The organism is Streptomyces coffeae, from assembly GCF_016741875.1.
In the GTDB taxonomy this organism is placed as follows: domain Bacteria; phylum Actinomycetota; class Actinomycetes; order Streptomycetales; family Streptomycetaceae; genus Streptomyces; species Streptomyces coffeae.
The window spans coordinates 134012-155288 of the sequence record NZ_JAERRF010000001.1 but is presented as its reverse complement, the minus strand read 5'-3'; the positions used below and the strand labels follow the sequence as shown (position 1 = coordinate 155288).

Below are 21277 nucleotides of genomic sequence, written 5' to 3'. Positions count from 1 at the left end.
TTAGTCAAATTTGACTAAGCGGCTCCGGAGGCTACTCCCCGATCCGCGGACTAGTCAAACTTGATTAATGGATGGATCTCTCGTCGTCCTCCTGGGCGGAGGCGTTCTTGGTTGGGGCGTCCTAGGCGGGAGCGTCCTTGGCAGGGGCGTCCTCGGCGAGGGTGTGCTCACCGGGTGGCCGCGCATCCTCCATCAGCACATCCACCGAGCGCTTCCCCTCGCCCGCCATCACATAGGCCCCGCCCTCGAGGCGCTCGATCAGCCCCCGGGTCCACTCGGCCCCGCTGTCGGCGGAGTGCAGCCAGAACTTCATGATCTCGCCGATATGGCCCCACTCGTCGGGCGACTCCTCGGGGGGCATCCAGTGCCGGGTCACCTCGTCCCGCCACCCCTCGAGCGCCGCCACCCGCCGCTTGAGCAGATCGATGGCCTCGGCCCGGGTGAGGTCGACGATGAAGCCCACCCCGGCCGTCAGTTCGTCCAGCTTCTGACCGTGTTCCAGCAGGGACTTCCGCAGCAGCCGGAAGTACTCCTCCTCCCCCGCCTCGGTCAGCTCGTACTCGGTGCGCGGCGGACCGCCGGCCGTGCTCGGAGCGATGTCATGGGCGCGCATCAGCCCTTGCTTCGCCATCTGTTTGAGGGCGTGGTAGATCGATCCGGGCTTGGCGTTGGACCACTCGTGCGCGCCCCAGAACTCCAGGTCGTTGCGGACCTGATAACCGTGCGCCCGCCCGTGCTGGCGCACCGCTCCCAGCACCAGCAGCCGGATCGCTGACATCGCCCGATCTCTCCATCCCGCCGTTGTCCCCGCGGCCCTCTTGCTGCGTCCAGGCTAGACGTGACGGGCCGGGCGGGGCGGACCGGGCGAGCGGTTCAGGAGGTGGCGGAGGGGGTGCCCGTCTCGTCGATGAGGACGAAGGCGGTCTTGCCGTCGAGGGTCTCCCGGATGACATCCGCGTGACCGGCGTGCCGGGCCATCTCCTGGATCAGGGTCAGCAGCAGGAACCGCATCGACCGCTCACTGCCCTGGGGGAACCACGGGGCGCGGGGCAGCGGGAAGGTGCCGTTCAGATCCGGCAGCGAGCGGATGAACTTCTCCGTGCGCTCCGCCACATCGTCCCAGAAGGCGAGCAGACTCTCGACGGTCTGACCCTCCTCCAGCTCAAAGCTGAGGTGCCAGTTCTCGTGGTTGCGCACGATGGTGTGCGGTACGCCCTTGGCGTCCTCGACCCAGCCCTGCTCGACCTCGGCGACATGCTTGAGCAGCCCCGCGAGCGACAGTTCGCTCGCGGACGGCTTGCTGCTCGCCTGCTCGGCGGTCAGCCCGTGCAGGGTCCGGCGGATCGCGCCGCGCTGCGCGTCCAGGAAGCCCAGCAGGGCACCGGCCTCGTCACCGTGGGCTTCCTGACTCACCAGAGTGGGCATGGGATCCGCCTTCCGTCGGTTCCGCCGACCGGGGTGTTCCGGTCGGGCTGATGTCTTCGACGGTAGACAGCGATGCGGTCAGTTTCTGTCCTCATCGATCGGGAGAGCCAAAAACGGGCGGACCCCGGAACCCGGCGAGCCCCGGAACACCATGGATCAGAAGGGGAACTGGCTCCGCCCGTGCTGGATGGAGATCCACTTGGTGGTGGTGAAGTCCTCGACCATCGACTCGCCGTTGAGCCGCCCCAGCCCGGAGAACTTCTCCCCGCCGAACGGCACGATCGGCTCGTCGTGCACGGTGCTGTCGTTCACATGGATCATGCCGGTGTGGATGCGCCGGGCGAACCGCACCCCGCGCTCGATGTCGCCCGTGTGCACGGCGCCGCTGAGCCCGTAGTCCGTGTCATTGGCGATCCGCACGGCCTCCTCCTCGCCGTCGAACGGGATCAGCACCACCACCGGGCCGAAGATCTCCTGCTTGAGGATGGCCGACCCCTCCGGAACCCCGCCCAGCACGCTCGGCTCCACCAGGGTGCCCTCGGCGCGCCCCCGCACCAGCGCGGTGGCGCCCTCGGCTATGGACTGGTCGACCAGGGAGCTGATGGTCTCGGCCTGGCCCTCGTTGATCAGGGGGCCGATGTGGGTGGTCGGATCGCCGGGGTCGCCCACCTTCAGCGACTTCACCTTGGCCACGAACTTCTCGGTGAACTCCCGCTCCACCGCGCGGTCCACCAGCACCCGGTTGGCGGCCATACAGACCTGCCCCTGGTGGACGAAGCGGCTGAACACCGCCGCGTCCACCGCGTAGTCGAGGTCCGCGTCGTCCAGGACGACCAGTGCGCTGTTGCCGCCCAGCTCCAGGATCGACCGCTTGAAGTGGGAGGCGGCCACGGTGGCCACATGACGGCCGACCTTGTCCGACCCGGTGAACGAGATGACCTTGGGCACCGGGTGCTCGATCAGCGCGTCACCGATCTCCGCGATATCCGTGACCACCACATTGAGCAGTCCGGCGGGCAGCCCCGCCTCCTCGAAGACCTTGGCCACCAGACCGCCACCGCAGATCGGGGTGTTCTGATGCGGTTTGAGGACCACGGCATTGCCCAGGGCCAGCGCCGGGGCCACCGACTTCAGCGAGAGCAGGAAGGGGAAGTTGAACGGGCTGATGACGCCCACGACCCCGACCGGCACCCGGTAGAGGCGGTTCTCCTTGCCGTCGACCGGGGACGGGATGATCCGGCCCTCGGGACGCAGCGCCAGCTGGATGGCCTCCCGCAGGAACTCCTTGGCCAGATGGAGTTCGAACCCCGCCTTCACATGGGTGCCACCGCACTCGGCGATGATCGTCTCGGTGAGCTCCTTCTCGCGGTCCTCGATGATCCGCAGCACCCGCTCGAAGACCTGCCGCCGGACATAGGGGTTGATGGCACCCCACGACGGCTGCGCCCGCTCGGCCGCCCGATAGGCGAGATCGATCTCCTCGACGGTGGCGACGGTGATGGACGCCAGCTTCTCCCCGCCGTAGGGGTTGAAGTCGACGATGTCCCAGGATCCGTTGCCGCCGCGCCACTCACCGTCGATGTACTGAAAGGCCAACTCGGAGAAGTAGGACATGCCATCCCTATCTGGAGGACGCGGTGTCACGGCAACGACACCCGCGCACGGGTGGGGGGTCATCCTGACGCTACGTCATCCTACTGGCGCGTCAGGCGCCGCGAAGGAGTTCTCCGAGCAGTTCCCGGCTCTCGCGCGGTGACAGACTGTCCGCGCCCAGCCGCGCCAATACCCGCTCGTACTGCGCCACTTCATCGCGTTTGTCCAGGTAGAGCGCGCTGGTGAGCTGTTCCAGATAGACCACGTCGGGCAGGTCGGACTCCGGGAAGCGCAGCAACGTGAACGTCCCGCTCTCGGCCGCGTGGCCGCCGAAGGAGAACGGCATCACCTGCAAGGTCACATTCGGCTGCTCGGAGACGGCGATCAGATGGCGCAGCTGGGCGCGCATCACCTCGCGCCCGCCGTACGGACGGCGCAGCGCCGCCTCGTCCAGCACCGCGTGGAAGGCCGGGGCGCGCTCGGAGACCAGCAGCTTCTGCCGCTCCAGCCGCAGCGCCACCCGGCGGTCCACCTCGGCGGCGGCCGCCTGGGGCTGGCCGCGGGTCACCACGGCATGGGCGTAGGCCTCGGTCTGGAGCAGCCCGTGGATGAACTGGAGCTCGTAGCAGGCGATATGGGAGGCCGCGCCCTCCAGGCCGACATAGGTCTGGAACCAGCCGGGCAGCACATCGCCGTAACTGTGCCACCAGCCGGTGAGATTGGCCTCGCGGGCGAGCCCGAGCAGCGCCGCGCGCTCGGCCTCGTCCGTCACGCCGTAGAGCGTCAGCAGATCCTCGATATCGCGCGCCTTGAAGCTCACCCGGCCCAACTCCATGCGGCTGATCTTGGATTCGGAGGCACGGATCGAGTAGCCCGCCGCCTCCCGCGTAATGCCCCGGGACTCGCGCAGCCGCCTGAGCTGGGAGCCCAGGAGGATACGGCGCACCACCGATCCACTCGACTCACTTGCGGTCATCTGCGTGACCCTCCCTGTACGGAACTCACCCTTCCGAGGCGACCCCGCGGCCCCTGGGGCTGAAGTCTGCCACTTCCCAGGTTCCACGCTGTACACATGCCGTCACTCAGCAGGGCCATGTACGCATCATTGCGTAGGAGGAAAGGCGTGTAAATGCGGTCACTGTCCCTCAAAAAAGCACCGTGCACGTGCATCTGCCCTTGCATCTGCTCTACGCATTCGGAACCATAGGCTTAGCGCACGTGCAAGCTCGTACGAGATCTGGCCAAGAACCATCACGGCCACGGATGCAGGAGTGCTCGCATGGGGAGCGAAGGATCGACCCTCCTGGAGCCCTTGTGGCGAGGGCTCCCTCCGATCGACCCCTCCGGCATCTCCGGATCCGTCTCGTGCCCATTGCCCTCCCGCTTCGAAGCGGTCCGCGGCGCCCGGCAGTTCACCGGATCCACCCTGCGCCAATGGGGTCTGCCCGAGCTGTTCGACGAGGTGGCCCTGGTCGTCTCCGAGCTGGTGACCAACGCCCTGCGGTACGGGCTGCCCAGCGGGGCGGCCGGCGGTCTCACCGGCGGCCGGGGGGACGGCGAGAGCGATCCGCAGGTGCGGCTCCATCTGATGCACTGCCCCACCCGGCTGGTGTGCGCGGTACGCGACCTCAGCGAGAAGGGCCCGGTGGCGGGTGAGGCGGACTGGGCCGAGGAGTCCGGGCGCGGGCTTCATCTGGTGGAGTCCTTCACGGACGGCTGGGGCTGGCATCCGCTGGCCGGGCCACTGCGGGGCAAGGTCGTCTGGGCCCTGTTCCAGCTGCCCCGCCCCTGACCGCGACGTGCGGGCCGCACGGCCCAGGGTCCGTCGTCAAAGGGGGCGTCCGGGACGGGTCCTAGTGGTGGGCGGACTCCGGTGGCGCCGTGGCGATGCCCAGGGCGTGCAGCTGGAAGTACCGGGTCACATCGTGCATGGTGACGATCCCCTCCAGATGACCGTGGTCCACCACCAGCACCGGCATCCCTCCGCTGCCCGGCCGCGCCCGATCCAGCACCTCGGTCAGCAGCTCGTCGGATGTGGCCACCGTGCACCGTGACAGCGGTACGGCCGCCTCGCGCACCCGCCGGCTCTCCCGCTCCGCGGGCGGCACATTCGCCAGGGCGCGCAGCTGCACCACCCCACTGGGCCGTCCCTCGAAGTCGAGCAGAGGCAGTACGGAATGGCGGGAATGGGCCGCCACGTCGTCGATGAACCGCCCCACGGTCAGCCAGTCCGCCCCGGTGGCCACCGGCGTGGACATCGCGTGGCCCGCCCGCACCCCGCGCAGCGCCGTGGCCAATCCGGCCCGCTGGCGCTCCGCGTTGGCGATGACGACCATGAACAGCCCGATCAGCGCGAGCCACAGACCGCCGCCGTTGCCACGCAGGAAGGAGATCCAGCCGAAGGCGATGAGCAGCACCCCGAAGACCTGACCGCTGCGCCCAGCCGCCCGGTCGGCGCGCTCCCGGTCACCGGTGCGCCACCACAGCACCGCCTGCACCACCCGGCCCCCGTCCAGCGGGGCCGCGGGCAGCAGATTGAACACACCCAGCAGCAGATTGGCCCAGCCCAGCCAGACCAGCAGGGCCGCGGGCACACCCCATCCGACGAACGCGTTCACCCCGATCCCCGCACCGATGGCGATCCCGCCGAGCAACAGGCTGGTGAGCGGACCGCTGACGGCCACCAGCAGGGCGATCCCGGCGGTGCGCGGCCGTCCCATCTGGGTCACTCCGCCCAGCGCCCACAGCGTCACGTCCTCGACCGAGACGCCCTTCCGGAGGGCGGCCACGGCGTGGGCGGCCTCGTGCAGCAGCAGGCTGCCCATCAGCAGCACGGCGCCGACGAGGCTGGCGACGGCATACACCACGGCCGTCCGTCCGGGGGTCCACGCGGGCAGCGTCTCGCGGCCGAGGCCGTAGGCGAGCAGGGCGATCAGCACCGGGACGCTCCAGTGCATCCGCAGTGGCACCCCGAGCACATGTCCGACCCGGACCGAGCCCTTCATCGCCGCCGTCTCACATCAGCTGGGTCCCCCGCCGTCACTACCAGTGTCGCTCAGACGTGTGGGATCGGCGCCGTGCGCACCCGCGTGATCAGCCCAGACCGGCCGGGTCCTGTGCCAGGTGGTCGAATTCTCCGTCCTTGACCCCGCGCAGCATCGCCTCGACCTCGGCTGGGGTGTAGATGAGCGCCGGGCCGTCCGGGAAGCGGGAGTTGCGCACGGCAACATCACCGCCGGGCAGCTTGGCGAACTCCACGCACGCCCCTTGGGAATTGCTGTGTCTGCTCTTCTGCCAGGCGACCCCCTGAAGGTCCGCGGCCGCCATGCCGTTGTACGGGTGGTCGCGCACAGGGCTCTCCACTGTTCGTGCAGCTGACAACTGCCCGGATCATAGCCGCGTTCCTTTGCTAATGCATGGGCAAATGCGTTGGCATTTGCACAGGTAGATGCATCAGCAGATGCACGTGCACCACGCGTATCCGGTTGATCACCCGGCAATCGCGTCTCCTGCCCCGGGCAGAGCAGAACAGTCGTCATCTCTTCTTCCCTGTCCTCTAGGACGTCAACGACGCGCCCCGGGTTGGCCGCTCCCACCGACTTGCCGCCGGGCTGTCCGGGCCGCGGCCCGGGGCCGTTGTCAGTGCCCCCTGCAAGACTCACGGTCATGCGGTGGGCAGTGGCGGAGACGGACGACGGGGGTGTTCGTCTCTGCCCGCTGGACGCCGAAGGAGGAGCCGCCGGGCCGGAGGTGGAGGTCACGGCGGCTCAGGGCGGGATCGCCGAGGCGGTGCGGTCCCGTCCCGACGCCGACCGCTGGGTGTGGCGGTCCACCGCCGAGGTCTATCCCCGGCTGCTCGCCGCGGGGGTGCGGGTGGAGCGGTGCTGGGACACCGAAGCCGCCGAGGCGCTGCTGCTCGGCCACGAGGGGCGCTCGGGCGCACCGCGCTCCCTGGCCGCGGCCTGGGCCCGGCTGCGCGGGTTGCCGGTCCCGCCCGATCCGCCGGTGCGGACGGCGGAGACCCAGCCCTCGCTGTTCGAGCCCGGCCCGCCGCCGCTGCCGCCGGGCACCGATCCGCTCGCCGCCCTGCTCGCGGTGTACGCGCACCAGTTGACCCGTACCGAGGCGGCCGAGCACCCCGGCCGGATGCGGCTGCTGATCGCCGCCGAGTCCGCGGGCACGCTGGTCGCCGCCGAGATGAACCGTGCCGGGGTGCCCTGGCGCGCCGACCGCCACCGGGCGCTGCTGGACGAGCTGCTCGGCGAGCGCTATCCGGGCGGTCTCGAGCCCCAGCGGCTCGCCGAGCTGGCCGACGAGGTCTCACGCGCCTTCGGCGGCACGCGGGTGCGGCCGGATCTGCCCGCCGAAGTGGTCAGGGCGTTCGCCCGCGCGGGCATCGCGCTCGGCTCGACCCGCGCCTGGGAGCTGGAGCGGATCGACCATCCCGCCGTGGAGCCGCTGCTGCGCTACAAGAAGCTCTACCGGTTGCACACCGCCCACGGCTGGGCCTGGCTCCAGTCCTGGGTGCGCGACGGCCGCTTCCGCCCCGAGTATCTGCCCGGCGGCACCGTCTCCGGCCGCTGGACCACCCATGGCGGCGGGGCGTTGCAGATCCCCAAAGTGGTGCGGCGCGCGGTGGTGGCCGACCCGGGCTGGCGGCTGGTGGTCGCCGACGCCGACCAGATGGAGCCGCGGGTGCTCGCCGCCATCTCCCGCGACCCCGGGCTGATGGAGGTCGCGGGCAGCGGCCGCGACCTGTACGCCACGCTGTCCGACCGCGCCTTCGCGGGCCGCCGCGACCTCGCCAAACTGGCCCTGCTCGGCGCCATTTACGGACAGACCTCGGGCGATGGGCTCAAGCATCTCGCCGCCCTGCGCCGACGCTTCCCCGCGGCCGTCGCCTACGTGGACGACGCGGCCCTCGCGGGTGTGGAGGGCCGGTTGGTGCGCACCTGGCTGGGCCGCACCTGCCCGCCCGCCGCGGGCGCCGACGGCGAGGAGTTCGCCGACGAGGCGGGGCTGCCGCGCGACCAGGACGAGGAGCCGTCGTACGGCAGCACCGCCGACGCCCGCGCCCGCGGCCGGTTCACCCGGAACTTCGTGGTGCAGGGCAGCGCCGCCGACTGGGCCCTGCTGGTCCTCGCGGCGCTGCGGCGTTCCCTGGTCTCGGCCGGGCTCCGCGCCGAGCTGGTCTTCTTCCAGCACGACGAGGTCATCGTGCACTGCCCGGAGGAGGAGGTCGAGGCGGTGCGGGAGGCGATCGCCGGGGCCGGGGACTCGGCGGGCCTGATCGCCTTCGGCCGGACTCCGGTGCGCTTTCCGTTCACGATGGCGGCGGTGGAGTGCTACGCGGACGCCAAGGACTGAGCGGCGCCCGCGCCCCGCGCGGGCCTCCCGCCGAGGCACCGCGCGGGCACCGCTCGGACCACCCCGCGCACGACGGCGCTCCGCAACCACCGCCTGGACCCGCACCACACCCCCACGCAGGACACGCACCGACCACCGCGCGGCGGAACTCCCGCACGGACGCGCACCAAGACACCACGCAGGCACCACTCGCACCACCCCGCGCACGGCGGCGCTCCGCAACCACCGCGCAGGACGCGCACCACGCCACCGCGCGGGCGCCCAACCGAACCAACCCACCGGTGCGCACACACCACCACGCGGGAGCGCTGACGGAACCACCCGCGCGGCGCGCACGGAGTCGCCGCGCGGGACCGTACGGATGAGGAGGACGGGCCTCGCCCAGGCGGCGCAGCCCCGCAGGCGCCCGCCCTGATCATCCGCACACGATGATCGCAGGGCCGCCGGGGCGGCGGCCCGCCACGCCGCCCACAGGGAGACCTGCCATGAGCATCAGCCTTGAGCGACTGCGCCGCTGCTCCATCGCCGTGGACCTCGGCGCGAGCAGGACCCGGGTCTATCTCAAGCGCACCGGGGTCATCGTGGACGAGCCGACCGTCGCCGCCGTGAACACCCGCACCGGCGGTCTGATCGCGGTCGGGACGCTCGCCGAGCGCATGACGGGCCGTACGCCCGCCCACATCCGGGTGGTCCGCCCCGTCTCCGGCGGCACCGTCATCGACATCGCCATGGCCCAGCGGATGCTGCGGCTGCTGGTCGGCAACAAGCTGCGCCGCGCCTGGCGCCGCCGCCCGCTGATGAGCGCCGCCGTCTGCGTTCCGCACGACGCCGATCCGCTGGCCCAGCGCGCCGCCATGGAGACGCTCACCGGTGTCGGCGCCCGCCGGGTGGAGCTGGTCGACACCCTGATCGCCGCCGCCGTGGGCTGCGGACTCCCGGTGGAGCGCCCCGAGGCGACGATGATCGCGGTGTGCGGCGCGGCCACCACCCAGGTCGCGGTGTTGTCACTGGGCTCGATCGTGGCCGCCGAGCGGGTGCCGGTCGGCGGCGACACCGTCGAGCACGTCCTCGTCCAGCATCTGCGCAATGAACACGCGCTGATCCTGCCCAGCCAGGCCGTCCGCCCGCTGCATCAGGCCCTCAGCGGCGAAGGAGCCGTCGGGCACGACACCGAGGTGCACGGCCGGGACGTGGCCACCGGGCTGGCCCGCTCGGTGCGGGTGGACGTCGAGAGCCTGCGCACCGCCCTGCGTACCCCGCTCACCGGGCTGCTGGACTCGATCGGCACGGTGCTCCGCCGCTGCCCGCCCGACCTGGTGGCCGACCTCGCCGACCGCGGGATCATGCTGGCGGGCGGCAGTGCGTTGCTCCCCGGTCTTGACTCGATGCTGCGCGAGGCCACCGGCATGCCGCTGAACATCGCCGACCGCCCCGGTGTCTGCGCGGTGGAGGGGCTGGGCGCGATGCTGGACGGCAAGGTGCAGCCCATGATGCTCGAGGCCATCGTCTCCTGAGCCGCCCCGCGCACCCTCCCTCACGCTCTCCCGTACCCCCTCCCCTGAACGTGATCGGATTTTTCTTCGCGACGCGTTGAGCAGCCGCCCCCTCCTGTCCGTAGTGATGGAGGAAGAGGCCGAACGGCCGCCCAACCCCCCCGGGGCCCAGACCGGGAGTCGCCAGATGTTGTCCAACTCAGGTCAGGTCCTGGAGGTTCGTGTGCAGGACGATGCCGCCGTGGCCGATGAGCGTCCGTCAAGATCCCATCGCGGGACACCGGACGAGCAGCTCATGCGCGCGCTCTACCAGGAGCACGCCGGGCCGTTGCTCGCGTTCGTTCTGCGCCTGGTGGCGGGCGATCGGCACCGTGCGGAGGACGTCGTCCAGGAGACCCTGGTACGCGCCTGGCGGAACGCGGACCAGCTGTCCCGGGCCACCGGTTCGATCCGGCCCTGGCTGGTCACGGTGGCGCGGCGGATCGTCATCGACGGCCACCGCAGTCGGCAGGCCAGGCCCCAGGAGGTCGACCCCTCCCCGCTGGAACTCATGCCGGCGGAGGACGAGATCGACAGGGCGCTACGGCTGATGACACTGACCGACGCGATGCACGACCTCAGCGACGCCCATCGCGAGGTGCTGGTCGAGACCTATTTCAAGGGCCGGACGGTCAACGAGGCGGCGGAGACGCTCGGCATACCCAGCGGGACGGTTCGATCCCGGGTCTTCTACGCGCTGCGCTCCATGAAGCTCGCGCTCGAGGAGAGAGGAGTGACGGCATGACAGCGCAGGCGCACCACGCGGGACATGACGCCGTTGGGGCGTATGTGCTCGGCGTGCTCGACGAGGTGGAGGCCACCGCCTTCGAAGCCCATCTGGCCGGCTGTGAGCAGTGCGGACGGGAGCTCGACGAGCTGACCGGACTGGAACCCCTGCTGGCGGACCTGGCCGCGGACATCCCGGGGGTCCACAGCACCCCCGGCCGCACCTCGCTGACGGGCCACACCCCGCATGCGTTCACCGCCACCCCCACCGCCATCGACACCCTCACCGCGCGTCCCGGCCCCGCCCTGCTGAACCGTATGGTCGCGCGGGTCGCCGCGGCCCGCAGCAAGCGACGGCGGCGCGGCCTCTACCTGGTCGCGGCGGCGGTCGCGTTGATCGTCGGCGGACCGCTCGGCACCATCGCGGTCACCTCGGACTCCGGTAAGGAAACCACGGTCGCGGCCAGCCCCAAGGCCGCGTTCGCCAAGATGCCGGTCAAGGTGCACGGCACCGACCCGGACACCGCGGTGAACGCCTCGGTCGCCCTGGAGGACAAGATGTGGGGCACCGACGCCGTTCTTCAGCTGAAGAACGTCAAGGGCCCCTTGGACTGCAGTCTGATCGCGGTCGGCAAGGACGGTCATGAGCAGGTCATGACGACCTGGTCGGTGCCGAAGTGGGGCTATGGGATGAAGGACAGCCCCCACAAGGAGGCCAGAGATCCGCTCTGGGCCCACGGCGGAGCAGGCATGAAGCTCGCCGACATCGACCACTTCGAGGTCCGCACCAGCGACGGAAAGCGTCTGGTCTCGCTGAACGCGTAGCACGCGCGTCAGGCCACTCGGATTGCCGAACGTACCGCGCGACGCCGTGAGCGGGATGTTACACAGAGTGTGATATGTCGTCTTTCGCGTCCCCGGGGGGTCCGGATCCGAGGAGGCACCTGTGGCTGACCCGGACACCCATCAGCAACGCATGTTCGCCCAGTACGTACTGCCCGAGATCGAGGTGCTGCTGCGCGTGGCGATGTCTCTGACCGCTCAGCGCGCGGACGCCGAAGATCTCGTGCAGGACACGTTACTACGGGCGTACCGAGCAGTCGGGCGTTTTGACGGGAGACATCCACGGGCCTGGCTGCTGACGATCATGCGGCATGCGGAGGTGAGCCGGCGCCGCCAGCGCCGGCCCCGGCTGCTCGACGACCCCGACACCGAGTTGGAACGGCTGACCCCCGCCCTCGACGCAACACCCGAGGAGCTGGTGGTCGACACGGCCTTCGACGAAGCCGTGGACGCCGCGTTCACGGCGCTATCGCTCCGTGACCAGCAGGTGGTGCGGCTGGTGCATGTGGACGGGCTGTCCTACGCGGAGGCCGCACAGGTGCTGGACGTGCCGAAGGGCACGGTGATGAGCAGGCTGCACCGGGCGCGCAAGCGGATCCGCAACCAGTTGCTGGCCACGGGACTGGAATCACAGCGAGGTGGGCCATGAGCAGATGGACATGGTGGCGGGACACCGATCGGCGCCGGAGCAGACAGTGCCCGGTGGACGGGTCGATGCTCCAGTCGTATCTGGACGGTGAGCTGGACGCGGAGGGCGCGGGCCAGGTGCGCTCGCATGTGGCGGAGTGCCACGCCTGCGCCCGTGAGCTCGCCGTCTACCAGCGGATCAGCCGCGCGGTGGCCGCTCGGGCGGACGCGGGCCCGGACGCAGCGACGCTCGAGCGGCTCCGGGAGTTCGCGGACTCCGTCGCGGAGCGGGAGAGCCAGGAGCCGGGGACGGCGCAGGGCGCGGAGCGCGACGCGGGGCAGAGCGCAGTGCACAAGGCCGGAGGCTGACGGACCCCGTCCCGGGCTCCGGCCGAGGTCCGGGACCGAGGCCCGGCCCCGGAGTCCGATCGGGGTCCGGGATACGGCCCGGGTCCGGGATACGGCCCGGGTCCGGCCCGGCCGCGGCCCGCGCGGCCGCCCGCTCCCGCGCGGTACCGCGCAGCAGCGCCACCGTGATCAGCAGGGTCCCGGCGGCCAGCGCGACATCGGCGAGGTTGAACACCGGACCGCGCGCGGCCACCGTGATCCAGTCGATGACGGCCCCGCGCAGCGGGCCCGGCGGTCGCAGGGCCCGGTCCACGCCGTTCCCGATGGCGCCACCGGCGATCAGTCCAAGCCCCAGCGCGGCCCCACGGCTGCGCGCCCGTAGCCCCACCCCGGCCGCGGCCAGGGTGGCCGCGGCACCCGCGAGGGTGATCAGGGTGATCAGCACCGGCCGCCCGTGCCCCAGCCCGAAGGCCACCCCGGTGTTCTGGACCAGGAGTACGCGGAACGGTCCCAGACCGGCCTGCGGCCCCGGCCTCCCACCCCAGGCGGCCAGCGCCAGCGCCTTGGTCACCTGGTCGGCCACGAGCACCGCGAGCACGGTGACCGGGAAGAGGATCCGGCCGGTGGACGGACGGGGCTGTCTCATGGGAAGGAAACCCGGTCGGCGGACGCCCCGCTTCCCTTTTCCTCCCTTTTCACCTACGAGGCTCCGCTACAGGGAGTGACAACCGGGACACGACGGAGGGCCCGCAGGCGTGCCTGCGGGCCCTCGCTGTCCTATCGCCGTGATGGCGTGGCACCAGCCGGGGTCACTCCGACTTGTTCCCCTTCTTCGCCTCCAGCAGAGGCGTCTGGTACTTGGACAGCATCTTCATCTTGTTCTTGTCGACCGTCTTCCAGTCGTTGTTCAGAACACCACCGGTGTCACCCGAGTTCGGGTTCCACGACCAGTACGTGTAGCTGATCTCGTGCTTCTTCAGGTAGTCCATCAGAGCGTTCTGCCAGACGGCTTCCTTGGCCTTACCGGCGGTCTTCTTACCACCGAACTCACCCAGCAGCAGCGGACCGATGTTCTGCTTCTTGATGTAGGCCCAGTGCTTCTCCCAGATGCCAGGCATGTTCTTGGGGAAGTTCTTCTCCATGAACCAGCCCTGCATGTAGACACCCGGACCGTAGTCGTGCGCCGAGTAGACGACCTTGTTGTTCTCCTTGAGCTTCACCGGGTGCGTCTTCACACCCTGGAGGTCGCCACCCCACCAGAACTGCTCGTTCTTGTGGCGGTCGGTGCCCTCGACGAAGATCAGCCAGTCCTTGTTGACCTTGTGGATCGCGTCACCGGCCTTCTGGGCCGCCAGACGCCAGTCGGTCTTCGGGTTGCCGTCGCCCCACGTGGCCTGGCCACGCGGCTCATTGTGGAGGTCGGCGCCGATCACCCGGTCGTTGTCCTTGTAGCGCTTGGCCAGCTTGACCCAGTCGGAGAGCCACTTCTGCTCGGTCAGGCTCTGCGAGTACCACAGCTCACTCTGGCCCTGCGCGTCCGGACGGTGCTGGTCCAGGATCACCCGGATACCACGGTCGGTGGCAGCCTTGACGATCTTGTCCATGATCTGCTGGGGCTTGAGGCCCTTCAGGTCGGGGTTCAGCTTGTAGTTGACCCCGGTCACCTTGGCCTTGGCGTCGAACATGTCGTTCGCGTACGGCAGGCGCAGGGTGTTGAAGCCCTTGTCGGCCATCTGGTCCAGCATGGACTCGTAGCCACGGCTCCACAGACCGTGCGGCGCGCCGGTACCGGTCTCGAAGCCGAACCAGTTCACACCGGTCAGGATGACCTTCTTGCCGTCCGAGTCCACGATGTCACCCTTCTTGGTGGACAGCGGACCCTCGGAATCGGCGCCGGCGACCTTGTTCGACGCGGCGGCGGTGGTGGAGCCGGTCGAGTCATCGGAGTTCACGGCGAAAGCGGTGACGGTGCCACCCACGGCAGCGGCAGCGACGACGGCCGTCGCGATACCCACACGCAGACGGTTGGGGCGCGGAATGCGCGACGTCTTGGTGGTCTCGCCAGTGGTCGGGGCGTTGTTCTGGTCCATGGGGGAATTCATTCGCTGATGCTCCTGAGGAATTCGGGTACTGCGGTCTTGAGGATGCTGGTTACTGTTGTCGGAGATTCCAGACATTCCATTTGCGGGTCGGAGACGGCGGTCAGCCGGACAATCCGAGCGCTCGGAAGGAGTTCGCCGATCAGGCGGTCCAGCCGTTGTGTTTGCCAACTCGGCTCGTCCACGTCGATCAGCACCACATCCGGCTGCATGTGTCGGGCCAGAGAAATTGCTTCACGGGCCGACCCAGCTATTCCGGATAGCTCCAGTCCGGGCTCCTCGACTACGAGGTCCGCGAGAGCACTCAGCATGAGAGCGTGGTGCTCCACAACGAGAACTCTGTGCATCGATGGAGCTCCTTCGGTTTTGTCCTTTCGCTCCACGACATTAGGGAATGAACCAGGGTCGAATCACCGTACGCACGATCGAAATTTGGCTACTTCAATTGCAGGAATTCAGGGCACGCCAAACGGCCGAATTCCGCCTACCTCAGTTGAGGTAGAGGAATTCGGCCGTTTCGTATGAGTTATGTCCGATTTGTGGGGGTGGTTCAGGGCGCACGGGGGCCGGGGAGGGGCCCGAGGGGCGGTGTGGAGGAGCCCTGGAGAGGTCCGGGAGAGCCCCGGGAGAAGGGCGTGAAAAAGCCCGGCCGGTGCTCCGGCCGGGCTTGTTGTCGCAGGTCAGCGACGGGTTAACCGGTCAAGCGGTACGCATAGCCGGGGACGAAGTTCCCCGCGCCTGCGACACAGCCGTCCGCCTGCCCCGGATGCTTCACCCAGAGGAAGGCGTCGACCCCGGACAGTCCCGTGGCGGTGGTGGGCGCGGCGCCCAGCTTGCGGCCCGGAGGGTCGCAGAAGCGGTGCTGCCGGGTGGGTCCGGCCCCGTTGCGGCTGGTGTCGACCACCATCCCCAGCCGGGGACGGCCCAGGTCCCGGATGACGGACCGGCCGTAGCGCACCTCGTCACGGGTTTCGTTGAAGTTGGAGACGTTGAGGGCTATGCCGTCCCCGTACCGGTCGGCACCGGCGTCCCGCAGCCGCTCGGCCATGGTGCGGGCGGGCTGCCAGCCGGAGTTCCCGGCGTCGTAGTAGACCCGGGCCCGCGGGGCCCGCCGCTGGAGCACGCTGCCCGCGTAGGACAGCGCCTCGAACCGCTCCGCGCGCTGCCGCCGCTTGAGGCAGCCCAGGTGCGCGAGCGCGTCCGGTTCGAGGATCACCAGGGCGGGGGCGTCGCCGATCCCTCTGGTGAAGGCGTCCATCCAGCGCTGGTACGCCGCCACGTCCCCGATACCGCCGGAGCTCAGCTCCTCGCAGTCGCGCAGAGGGATGGAGTAGGGGACGAGGACCGGCAGCCGCCGCTCGGCCGCGGCCCGCTGGACCAGACCGTGGACCCGCTCCTCGACCAGCGACTCATTGGTCTCGGTGAACCAGGCGGCCTGTGGCTGGGCGGCTATGTCTCTGCGGATCGCCGCCGCCCGCCGGTCGCGCGGATGGTCGCGCACCCACTCGGCGGCCGGGTTGTGCGGGTCGGTGTAGAAGCGGGCCGTCGCCGGGAAGAAGGGTTTGGCCACCGGGAGTGACCGCTGGGGCGGCCAGTCGGGGGCGGACCGGGGCGTGAGCAGCGACTGCATGATGGCCGCGGCCATGGCCGCCTCCACCACCAGCACCATCACGGCGAGCTGCACCATGCTCCGGACCGTCCACCGGGTGGTGCGGCGACGCGTCGCCGGGCGGTCTCCTCCGGCCCGGCCGCGTAGCGTCACGGGCATCGCTCGGCCCGCCGGTCAGCCGTTGCGGGAGTTGTTGTGCGGGGGCCTGCGGCGGCTGATCAGCACCACCGCCAGGACCGCGAGCACCACCAGCACTCCGGCCACCACCCCTATCGTGACCAGGGCGGATTCATCTCCCGTCGGTTCCTCGGCGGAGGCGGGCTTGGTCCGCGGACGGTGCCCGGCGGCGGAGAGATCGGTGGAGGCGGGCGGCGCGGCCCGGTCCGCCAACGCCTTGGCCGGGGCGATCCGCCCGAAGCCATGGGCCGGATCGTGGCCCGTCGATCCCTTGCGGTCGGCGGTGTCGATCAGCTTCTGGACCACCTGGCGGGAGTTCCAGCGGGGGTGCTCCGAGCGCAGCAGGGCGGCTCCGGCCGCGACCCAGGGGGCGGCGTACCCGGTGCCGTCACCGGTCCAGTAGTTGTTGTTACGGGCCGTGGTCAGGATGCCGACACCGGGCGCGGCCAGCGTGAGCTTCCCGCCGCGGTGGGAGGAGGTCCACACCGCGCCCTTCTTGTCGGTGGCCACCACGGCGACCACACCGGGCAGCGCGGCCGGGTAGCTGGGGCGGTTGCCCTCCTTGCCGTTGTCGCCCGCACCGGCCACCACCACGGCGTCCTGGGCGATGGCGTACTTCACCGCGGACCGCAGGCCGGGGGTCGGGCGCTTGAACGAGACGGCCACGTCGATGACCCGCACACCGTGGCTCGCGGCGTGCCGGATGGCCTTCGCGGTGGCGTCGGCCTGGGGTTTTCCATCGCGGTAGACACCCAGGGGCATGACCTGTGCCTCGGGTGCGAGGCCGGACACCCCGTCCCCGTGGTAGTTGCGGCCGGTGCCGACGATGATTCCGGCGGCATGGGTGCTCTGTTCCGCCGCCCGGCCCTCGTCGCGGTTGCCGGAGCCGCCGGTACCACCCGTGAAGTCCTTTCCGCGCACGATGCGCCCGCGCAGATCAGGGTGTTTCGCGTCGACACCGGTGCCGATGACTGCGACAGTCACTCCGGCACCCTTGCTGAATTTCCAGGCGCGCTCGGCCTTGAGGGCGGTCAGCGCCCATTCGGAATTCTGGAGACCTCCGGAATCGGATTCACTTGCCGCGGCCGGCGTGGCCATAGCGAGGGTCATCAGCACGATGACCGCTCCGGCCCGGCCGGCGAATCGATGGCGTGACATCACGTGACCTGACATTACGTCACCTACTCTCCTCGCACGGGATGCAAGGCCGTCGGGCCCATTTCATCTTGGGCATCCCCCGGGGGTACTGACACCCGCGAGAGAGGGAAGAGCAGGTCCCTTCTTTGGGGGACCGCCCCGGGAGGCGCGGTCCCCGCTCTCCCCAATACGGGGGAGAAGAGAGGTCCGCCGAAGGTGTACCAACCGCTCCCCCGACCGCGGGTACTACCTCCTTTTCGGGTGACGCACTCTGGGACTCACTGGCCGAAAGAGCCTCCTGTCGAGGGAGTCGCGATGCAGCGTTTCCGAACGTTCAGCGAGCGCACCGGCGAGCCGGGCGAACGGGCGGAGGTCACCGTCCGGAGGTGGACCGGAATGTTCTCGCGAACCCTCTCGGTGCGGAATCCGCCGGTGGGCCTGTCCGGTCTCGCCGTGCGCTTCGCGGTCGTCGGCGGGGGCGGCGTCCTGGTGAACACCGCGGTCCTCTATGTGCTCTATCACTGGATCGGAATTCCGCTGCTGGCGGCGTCGTCGATCGCGGTGGAGCTCGCGGTGGTCCACAACTATGTGCTGAACGACCGGTGGACCTTCGCGGCCCGCGCCCGGTCCGCCGGACGATTCGTCAAATTCAATGTATCCGTACTGGGCGGACTTGCGGTCAACGTGCTCATCGTCTGGTCGCTGGTCCGCGCGGGAATGCATCTGCTGCTGGCGAATTGCTTCGGTATCGGAGCTGCGTTCGCGGTCAATTTCGCCACCAGTACGGGCTGGGTCTGGGGGAGGCGAAGCCGATGATTGTCGCGGCCATCTATTTCGTGCTGGTGTCGGTATCCATCCTGCTCACCGTGCAGTCGACCCATGTCCTCTATCTCATGCTCTACACCTGGGACCGGTCGGACGCCGAACGGAAGGCCAGGGCGCCGGAGTCGTTTCTGCCGCCCCATCTCTCCTTCAGCGTCCTGCTGCCCGCCCGCCATGAGGAGGACGTCATCCAGAGCACCATCGAGCGCGTGGTGCGGGCCGACTATCCGCCCGACCTGCTGGAGGTCTTCGTGATCTGTTCACAGGACGACACCGGCACGGTGAAAAAGGCGGAAGAGAAGATCGACGAGCTGAACCGCGAAGGGCTGCACAACGTGCGCGTCGTGGTCTTCGGCGACAAGCCGATCAACAAGCCGCACGGACTCAACGCGGCCCTTCCGCACACCACGAAGGACGTGGTGACGATCTTCGACGCGGAGGACGACATCCACCCGAAGATCTTCAGCCTGGTCAACACGGTGATGGTCCAGGAGCAGGTCAGGGTGGTCCAGGCCGGAGTCCAGCTCATGAACTACCAGTCCAACTGGTACTCGACGCTGAACGTCCTGGAGTACTTCTTCTGGTTCAAGAGCCGGCTGCACTACCACGCCCACTACGGCTCCATCCCGCTCGGCGGCAACACCGTCTTCTTCGCCCGTGAGCTGCTGATGCGGCTCGGCGGCTGGGACGACCGCAACCTCACCGAGGACGCCGACATGGGGCTGCGGATCTCCGCCATGGGCGAGAAGGTGCGCGTGGTCTACGACGACCGGTATGTGACGAAGGAGGAGACCCCGCCGACCCTCGGCCACTTCATCCGGCAGCGCACCCGCTGGAGCCAGGGCTTCATGCAGACCCTGAAGAAGGGCACCTGGAAGGAGATGCCCACGCGCAAACAGCGCTGGCTCGCCTTCTATGTCCTGGCCTTCCCCCGCGGACAGGCGCTGCTGGGTCTGTATCTGCCGCTGTCGCTGGGGATGATCCTGATCCTCAAAGTGCCGGTCCTGATCGCGCTGTTCTCGTATCTGCCCGTGCTGCTGCTGGCCGCGCACTTCCTGGTCCAGGTGGTCGGTCTCTACGAGTTCACCGGCGCGCACGGTCTCGAGGCCTCGCCGAAGACGGTCGTACGGATGGCCATCGCCTGGTTCCCCTTCCAGATGGTGCTGGCCTACGCCGCGCTGCGCGCCATGCGGCGGCAGCTGATCGGCCGCCACGACTGGGAGAAGACGCAGCACGTGGGCGCCCACCGGGCGACGACCGAGGAGGCGGAGTCGCGTGTCGGATAACACCAGGCCCCCGGAGCCGGTCGACGCTCCCCGGCGCCCCGCGCGGCGCCGCCGCCCCCGCTTCTCCGTGGAGCGCGGCTGGTTCCCCCCACTGGGTGGCAAGGGCAAGGCCGCCCTGGTCTTCGCCCTGCTCACCGGAGCCCTCACCCACGGCTACCACCTGTTCCGCTATCCGCTGTACCTCACCGACGAGGGCATCTACATGCAGCGGGCGTGGTCGCTGGTGCGGGAGACCAGCCTGTCCCCGTACACCTATGACTACGACCACGCCCCGATGGGCTGGATCACGCTGGCCGGGTGGGTCTTCCCGCTGCCGAACCAGTTCGAGACCTTCGGGAACGCGATCAACACCGGTCGCTTTCTGATGCTGCTGGTGCATCTCGCGAGCGTGTATCTGCTCTTCGAGGTCACCCGGCGGCTGTCCGGCAGTGTGCTGGCCGCGACCGTGACCACGTTCTTCTTCAACGTCTCGCCGATCGCGGTCTACTTCCAGCGCCAGGTCCTGCTGGACAACCTCATGATGTTCTGGCTGCTGCTGAGCCTGTTCATGCTGCTGCGCCGGGAGACCACCATCAGATCGGTGTTCGGCGGCGGGCTGGCCCTGGGGATCGCGCTGATCACCAAGGAAAACGCGATCTTCTTTGCGCCCAGCTTCATGTATCTGCTCTACCGGCGGGTCAAGGGATCGCCCAGCCAACGGTTCACCGGCAGCCTGTGGCCGTTCGCCGCGGCGGCCCCGATCGGCGCCTATGTGACCTACGCGCTGCTCAAGAACGAGCTCATGCCGAGCAGTCTCGACTTCGATCTGAACAACCCGCCCGCGGACCACGTCTCGCTGCTCTACACCCTGTGGTGGCAGCTCAACCGCAACCAGGGCACCCTGCTCAGCCACAACGGTCTGCTGCACACCAGCTGGCTGCCGCGGGACGGACTGCTGCTGGTGGCCGGGTTCATCGCCATGGTGATCTGCCTGTTCTGGGGACTGCGGGACCGGAAGCGCAATCTGGGGTTCCTGATCGCCGGGACGCTGGCCTTCGGCTACAGCTTCTACCTGCTGCGCGGCAGTGTCGTGCTGGACTTCTACATCACCCCGCTGATCCCCATGTTCGCCATGAACATCGGCATGGTCGTGGACCGGATGCTGAAGGCTTCCTATTCCAGTCGGCTGCTTCAGCGGGCGCATTCCACGGTGCGGGTCATCTTGCCGGCGATGGTGGCCGTCATTCTGCTGTCGGCACCCTCCACCGGATATCTCATGACGACCAACACCGAGGGCGTCACACAGATCGCGGACCAGTACCAGACCAAGCTGAATTTGACCGGGATGCAGCATGCGCAGATCGCCTGGATACGCAAGAACGTACCGTCCAACGCGCGCATCGTCATGGACGACGACCTCTGGGGCGAATTGCATGACGTACGTCCGTTCTATCCGTATGCGCATTCCCACTGGAATGCTTCCTCGGACCCCGATCTACGGGACAAGCTCTTCAAGAAGAAATGGCAGAACATCGACTACATCATCATGTCGAACAAGATGCGCAAGTCCATTGCGGCAAACAACTCGGACGGCCGGGAGAACTGGATACTGCAAGCGCTGCGGAATTCCGACCGGGTCTGGTCGGACACCCAGGGCAATATCAAGCTGGAAATCTACCGTGTGCAATAGCCATGGGAAGAGGAGGT

20 protein-coding genes and 1 pseudogene are annotated in these 21277 nt (G+C 69.1%); 10 read left to right on the top strand and 11 right to left on the bottom strand.

Translation table 11 applies throughout. The features are described 5' to 3' along the window. Nucleotides 1–121: 121 nt before the first annotated feature. The 4 genes from JK363_RS00705 to JK363_RS00690 all read right to left on the bottom strand — a co-directional run bounded on the left by JK363_RS00705 (nucleotide 122) and on the right by JK363_RS00690 (nucleotide 3994). A complete protein-coding gene (locus tag JK363_RS00705) occupies nucleotides 122–778 on the bottom strand; it encodes a helix-turn-helix transcriptional regulator (RefSeq protein ID WP_201870513.1) in 657 nt (218 codons plus the stop codon). A gap of 95 nt (nucleotides 779–873) precedes the next feature. Beyond that, nucleotides 874–1425, bottom strand: coding sequence for a DinB family protein (locus JK363_RS00700; RefSeq protein ID WP_201870512.1), 552 nt, complete (start codon nucleotides 1423–1425; stop codon nucleotides 874–876). 156 nt (nucleotides 1426–1581) lie between these two features. After that, nucleotides 1582–3039, bottom strand: a complete 1458-nt coding sequence (locus JK363_RS00695) for an aldehyde dehydrogenase family protein (RefSeq protein ID WP_201870511.1) — start codon at nucleotides 3037–3039, stop codon at nucleotides 1582–1584. A gap of 91 nt (nucleotides 3040–3130) precedes the next feature. After that, nucleotides 3131–3994 (bottom strand): Sco1979 family transcriptional regulator, encoded by an 864-nt coding sequence (locus tag JK363_RS00690; RefSeq protein WP_201870510.1) that lies wholly within the window; start codon nucleotides 3992–3994, stop codon nucleotides 3131–3133. A 303-nt stretch (nucleotides 3995–4297) separates the two neighbouring features. On the opposite strand from JK363_RS00690, the gene JK363_RS00685 reads away from it, so the two are divergent. Continuing rightward, on the top strand, nucleotides 4298–4810 hold the full coding sequence (locus tag JK363_RS00685; RefSeq protein ID WP_201870509.1) for an ATP-binding protein: 513 nt from the start codon (nucleotides 4298–4300) through the stop codon (nucleotides 4808–4810). Between the two features lie 61 nt (nucleotides 4811–4871). Here the strand turns inward: JK363_RS00685 and JK363_RS00680 are convergent, their stop codons facing one another. Together JK363_RS00680 and JK363_RS00675 are read right to left on the bottom strand one after the other, a co-directional pair. Continuing rightward, on the bottom strand, nucleotides 4872–6023 hold the full coding sequence (locus JK363_RS00680) for a site-2 protease family protein (protein ID WP_201870508.1): 1152 nt from the start codon (nucleotides 6021–6023) through the stop codon (nucleotides 4872–4874). An 88-nt stretch (nucleotides 6024–6111) separates the two neighbouring features. Further along, entirely contained in the window at nucleotides 6112–6345 is a 234-nt protein-coding gene (locus JK363_RS00675) for a DUF397 domain-containing protein (protein WP_201870845.1), read from the bottom strand. Nucleotides 6346–6684: 339 nt separating this feature from the next. On the opposite strand from JK363_RS00675, the gene JK363_RS00670 reads away from it, so the two are divergent. The 6 genes and pseudogenes from JK363_RS00670 to JK363_RS44565 form a co-directional block, all read left to right on the top strand. After that, a complete protein-coding gene (locus JK363_RS00670) occupies nucleotides 6685–8385 on the top strand; it encodes a bifunctional 3'-5' exonuclease/DNA polymerase (RefSeq protein ID WP_201870507.1) in 1701 nt (566 codons plus the stop codon). 485 nt (nucleotides 8386–8870) lie between these two features. Continuing rightward, nucleotides 8871–9899, top strand: coding sequence for a rod shape-determining protein (locus JK363_RS00665; RefSeq protein ID WP_201870506.1), 1029 nt, complete (start codon nucleotides 8871–8873; stop codon nucleotides 9897–9899). Nucleotides 9900–10065: 166 nt separating this feature from the next. Beyond that, the gene (locus JK363_RS00660; RefSeq protein WP_201870505.1) at nucleotides 10066–10662 is read left to right on the top strand and encodes a sigma-70 family RNA polymerase sigma factor; all 597 of its coding nucleotides are present in this window, start codon (nucleotides 10066–10068) and stop codon (nucleotides 10660–10662) included. Beyond that, nucleotides 10659–11468 (top strand): zf-HC2 domain-containing protein, encoded by an 810-nt coding sequence (locus JK363_RS00655; RefSeq protein WP_201870504.1) that lies wholly within the window; start codon nucleotides 10659–10661, stop codon nucleotides 11466–11468. The genes JK363_RS00660 and JK363_RS00655 overlap by 4 nt, the downstream gene beginning before the upstream one ends. Nucleotides 11469–11589: 121 nt before the next feature. Then, complete coding sequence (locus JK363_RS00650; protein WP_201870503.1) at nucleotides 11590–12135, top strand: RNA polymerase sigma factor; 546 nt, start codon at nucleotides 11590–11592, stop codon at nucleotides 12133–12135. Beyond that, nucleotides 12132–12275, top strand: a pseudogene (locus tag JK363_RS44565) (zf-HC2 domain-containing protein); the annotation flags it as partial. The gene JK363_RS00650 and the pseudogene JK363_RS44565, both read left to right, overlap by 4 nt. Before the next feature lie 37 nt (nucleotides 12276–12312). Here JK363_RS44565 and JK363_RS00645 read toward each other — a convergent pair. From JK363_RS00645 to JK363_RS00625, 5 genes are all read right to left on the bottom strand, one after another. Then, nucleotides 12313–13107, bottom strand: a complete 795-nt coding sequence (locus JK363_RS00645) for a signal peptidase II (protein WP_201870502.1) — start codon at nucleotides 13105–13107, stop codon at nucleotides 12313–12315. Between the two features lie 163 nt (nucleotides 13108–13270). Beyond that, nucleotides 13271–14551, bottom strand: a complete 1281-nt coding sequence (locus JK363_RS00640; RefSeq protein WP_236075464.1) for a glycoside hydrolase family 5 protein — start codon at nucleotides 14549–14551, stop codon at nucleotides 13271–13273. Nucleotides 14552–14559: 8 nt separating this feature from the next. Further along, entirely contained in the window at nucleotides 14560–14889 is a 330-nt protein-coding gene (locus JK363_RS00635) for a response regulator (RefSeq protein ID WP_307821526.1), read from the bottom strand. A 362-nt stretch (nucleotides 14890–15251) separates the two neighbouring features. Then, nucleotides 15252–16247 (bottom strand): glycoside hydrolase family 6 protein, encoded by a 996-nt coding sequence (locus tag JK363_RS00630; RefSeq protein ID WP_236075463.1) that lies wholly within the window; start codon nucleotides 16245–16247, stop codon nucleotides 15252–15254. 96 nt (nucleotides 16248–16343) lie between these two features. After that, nucleotides 16344–17330, bottom strand: coding sequence for a S8 family serine peptidase (locus JK363_RS00625; protein WP_307821525.1), 987 nt, complete (start codon nucleotides 17328–17330; stop codon nucleotides 16344–16346). 468 nt (nucleotides 17331–17798) lie between these two features. On the opposite strand from JK363_RS00625, the gene JK363_RS00620 reads away from it, so the two are divergent. The 3 genes from JK363_RS00620 to JK363_RS00610 are packed head-to-tail and all read left to right on the top strand — an operon-like array spanning nucleotide 17799 to nucleotide 21260. Beyond that, nucleotides 17799–18299 (top strand): GtrA family protein, encoded by a 501-nt coding sequence (locus JK363_RS00620; RefSeq protein WP_201870497.1) that lies wholly within the window; start codon nucleotides 17799–17801, stop codon nucleotides 18297–18299. Continuing rightward, entirely contained in the window at nucleotides 18296–19591 is a 1296-nt protein-coding gene (locus JK363_RS00615; RefSeq protein ID WP_201870496.1) for a glycosyltransferase, read from the top strand. Before JK363_RS00620 ends, JK363_RS00615 begins: the two co-directional genes overlap by 4 nt. Next, nucleotides 19581–21260, top strand: a complete 1680-nt coding sequence (locus JK363_RS00610; RefSeq protein WP_307821524.1) for a glycosyltransferase family 39 protein — start codon at nucleotides 19581–19583, stop codon at nucleotides 21258–21260. Before JK363_RS00615 ends, JK363_RS00610 begins: the two co-directional genes overlap by 11 nt. Nucleotides 21261–21277: the final 17 nt, after the last annotated feature.

Bases quoted from the DNA above. Each gene is read 5' to 3' on its own strand.
- JK363_RS00695 (WP_201870511.1), bottom strand. From the start codon at position 3,039: ATGTCCTACTTCTCCGAGTTGGCCTTTCAGTACATCGACGGTGAGTGG.
- JK363_RS00680 (WP_201870508.1), bottom strand. From the start codon at position 6,023: ATGAAGGGCTCGGTCCGGGTCGGACATGTGCTCGGGGTGCCACTGCGG.
- JK363_RS00615 (WP_201870496.1), top strand. From the start codon at position 18,296: ATGATTGTCGCGGCCATCTATTTCGTGCTGGTGTCGGTATCCATCCTG.
- JK363_RS00670 (WP_201870507.1), top strand. From the start codon at position 6,685: ATGCGGTGGGCAGTGGCGGAGACGGACGACGGGGGTGTTCGTCTCTGC.
- JK363_RS00660 (WP_201870505.1), top strand. From the start codon at position 10,066: ATGTTGTCCAACTCAGGTCAGGTCCTGGAGGTTCGTGTGCAGGACGAT.
- JK363_RS00645 (WP_201870502.1), bottom strand. From the start codon at position 13,107: ATGAGACAGCCCCGTCCGTCCACCGGCCGGATCCTCTTCCCGGTCACC.
- JK363_RS00630 (WP_236075463.1), bottom strand. From the start codon at position 16,247: ATGGTGCAGCTCGCCGTGATGGTGCTGGTGGTGGAGGCGGCCATGGCC.
- JK363_RS00675 (WP_201870845.1), bottom strand. From the start codon at position 6,345: ATGGCGGCCGCGGACCTTCAGGGGGTCGCCTGGCAGAAGAGCAGACAC.
- JK363_RS00620 (WP_201870497.1), top strand. From the start codon at position 17,799: ATGCAGCGTTTCCGAACGTTCAGCGAGCGCACCGGCGAGCCGGGCGAA.
- JK363_RS00700 (WP_201870512.1), bottom strand. From the start codon at position 1,425: ATGCCCACTCTGGTGAGTCAGGAAGCCCACGGTGACGAGGCCGGTGCC.
- JK363_RS00690 (WP_201870510.1), bottom strand. From the start codon at position 3,994: ATGACCGCAAGTGAGTCGAGTGGATCGGTGGTGCGCCGTATCCTCCTG.
- JK363_RS00655 (WP_201870504.1), top strand. From the start codon at position 10,659: ATGACAGCGCAGGCGCACCACGCGGGACATGACGCCGTTGGGGCGTAT.
- JK363_RS00685 (WP_201870509.1), top strand. From the start codon at position 4,298: ATGGGGAGCGAAGGATCGACCCTCCTGGAGCCCTTGTGGCGAGGGCTC.
- JK363_RS00705 (WP_201870513.1), bottom strand. From the start codon at position 778: ATGTCAGCGATCCGGCTGCTGGTGCTGGGAGCGGTGCGCCAGCACGGG.
- JK363_RS00665 (WP_201870506.1), top strand. From the start codon at position 8,871: ATGAGCATCAGCCTTGAGCGACTGCGCCGCTGCTCCATCGCCGTGGAC.
- JK363_RS00640 (WP_236075464.1), bottom strand. From the start codon at position 14,551: ATGGACCAGAACAACGCCCCGACCACTGGCGAGACCACCAAGACGTCG.